Origin of the sequence: Moorena sp. SIO1F2 (assembly GCF_010672755.1) — a bacterium.
Taxonomy (GTDB): Bacteria; Cyanobacteriota; Cyanobacteriia; order Cyanobacteriales; family Coleofasciculaceae; genus Moorena.
The window spans coordinates 1-2,454 of the sequence record NZ_JAAHFV010000579.1 but is presented as its reverse complement, the minus strand read 5'-3'; the positions used below and the strand labels follow the sequence as shown (position 1 = coordinate 2,454).

Below are 2,454 nucleotides of genomic sequence, written 5' to 3'. Positions count from 1 at the left end.
ATCAGGATTTATGGATTATATCACAGGAATTGCTAACAATGATTAAACAAATTTGTTGGCATCAGCATACTCATCAATGTTGGTGTATAATAATGTAACTTCTTGACCTTTATTAATAGTTTGATCTGCGATCAAATGTGACCATAAACCAATTTCATTTTCGATCCAGTCCACACGAGCATTCGGGTTTTCTGCGTGATTACAAAGAGAAGCTAAACCAAAAACAATATATCCATTCAAATTTTTACTTTTGCCATATTCTAACGGCTTGACGAAGTAATACTTGAATATTTCCGTTTCATTTATGTTTGGTATTTTTTCTAGAGAAAAAATACCAACAGGAGCAACTTCAATTAATGTTCCTTGGGGAATATCCTGTGTCGCAATAATGCCCCTACCTTTATTAGGAATTTTGTTGACTTCAATCAATGTAAAATTTTTAACCATCAATTTATGATATTTTTTTTTACCCCATTATTGAATACTCTAGCGAAAGTATAAACATCCCCGTACAACTCAACCAGTTAGACCTGACAGGGACGATTGTTACTATGTAACCGTTCACTCTCCCTGCAAATAAGCCATCGCTAAAACTACCGAATCAAGATGATGAAGTAGTTTATATTCATTTGTGCGGTTGTCATCTTTTCTGAATAGAGCCATGATTTATCACATCTCAAGTCCTGACTTTTAGCATACAACAATCTGGCCTCTAAGAATGAATTTTGCTCGGGAGCATGTCACTTATGCAGAACATTTGTACTAAATCTCTAGCCCCCTCATGGGTTTAAGGTTGCTCTGATGGTACATAGTTCATTTGTTCTGCAACGCAAGACCTGCTCCCTTTTGCTCCCTCTACAGTTTGAATGTATGAGTGAACATGGAGCTGGTACACTTCAGAATTGGAGATAGTGGCCGTTACTTTTCATCTAGGCGGTTCATCAACAGATTTAGTTGTTCGTGTTGCTTGTGGATGGTTTTGTTACCCTCCTGACCCTCCCAACACTTGCACGCTATGAATCTTTTGGCTCCTCATGTGATTACTCCGGCTCTGATATTTGAATCCTTTGCATAATTTTATGACCATAAAATGTTTTTTTTTACAAGCCGTAAGTAATATATTAATGGGAAAATCCAAATTTGGTAAATCCATCGCTAACACTAACGATAATACTAAGGGTGGAAAACCATAATTAAAAGTGTTATTTACAAAAATGGTATGCTTCTTAATTATTGATGATTAACGCTTGATAATTGCTAAATTTTATCATTGCTTGATTCGAGTAAAGGAGATTGATTTAGTGGCAAATCAACTGAAACGCATTGCCATGTGGGCTAGTCCACGATGTCTTTCGACAGTTCTACTACGTTCTTGGGGAAATCGCCCGGATACCTTTGTGCAAGACGAGCCGTTTTATCCACATTATCTTTCAGTCACTGGTCGCAAAGACCCGGGAATGGACGAAGTGCTCAACCGTTATGAAACAGACTGGGTCAAGATTGTAGAGCAAGTGACGACCGGGTCAATACCAAACGACAAATCGATCTATTACCAAAAGTTTATGATCTATCGACTCCTACCCCATATCGACATTAGTTGGGTTCCCCAATTGACCAACTGCTTTCTGATTCGTGAACCTCGGGAGATGCTCCTATCTTATCTTCGGCTATGGCCTAATCCGACATTGGACACCATAGGGATGCCACGACTTAAGCAATTGTTTGAAATAGTCCGTGACTATTCAGGTGTCATTCCGCCGGTAATCGATGCCCGTGACCTACAGGAAAACCCACGCCATACTTTGTCCTTGCTCTGCGAAGCGGTAGAGGTTGAATTTACAGATGCGATGTTAAATTGGTCTAAAGGCAACCCAACCACTGATATTTGGTGTCAATATCAGTGGTATGACACGGTGAGAAACTCAACCGGGTTTCACCCCTACAAACCCAAAAGCGATGCCATCCCGGAGCGCTTTGAGGATCTTCTTTCCCAGTGCAATCAAATCTACAGGGAATTATACAAATATCGCCTTGTGTGACAACGAAGGGGTGACCAGCAAGCTCAGGGCAAACGCATCTTGTTGGGTAACCGGGGATAGTTATCAATAAACCCTGGCTTATGGTGCTTGTTGAGAAGATACTTTCCACATATAGTGTTTTTTTAATTTATAAAATACTATAATATAGCACTAAAAAAATTATTAGATGCGTTTGCCCTAGGGCTGTATACCTAAGGGTTTTCGGAACTTCAACCAATGGTATAACTTCAGGGTAAGACGAGTTGCTCAGACATCAGACAACTAGTATTTAGCTGGGACAAGACTTTGAGCTGTTGAAAAAAAAATAACCCCTGAGTCTGTTGCTGTGATCTCACAGCTCGACCAACTAAGGGGTGTCCATGGCTGAATTGCGTAAGCTATTTACTACTATCCACAGCGGCTGTATGCGATCGCG

General features: G+C 40.0%; 2 protein-coding genes. One reads left to right on the top strand and one right to left on the bottom strand.

Features of this window, described 5'->3' with window-relative positions:
* Nucleotides 1–42 precede the first annotated feature (42 nt).
* The gene (locus tag F6J94_RS32960) at nt 43–447 is read right to left on the bottom strand and encodes an SET domain-containing protein-lysine N-methyltransferase (RefSeq protein ID WP_293047947.1); all 405 of its coding nucleotides are present in this window, start codon (nt 445–447) and stop codon (nt 43–45) included.
* Nucleotides 448–1,301: 854 nt separating this feature from the next.
* Here F6J94_RS32960 and F6J94_RS32955 point away from each other — a divergent pair.
* The gene (locus F6J94_RS32955; protein ID WP_293047944.1) at nt 1,302–2,039 is read left to right on the top strand and encodes a hypothetical protein; all 738 of its coding nucleotides are present in this window, start codon (nt 1,302–1,304) and stop codon (nt 2,037–2,039) included.
* Nucleotides 2,040–2,454 lie beyond the last annotated feature (415 nt).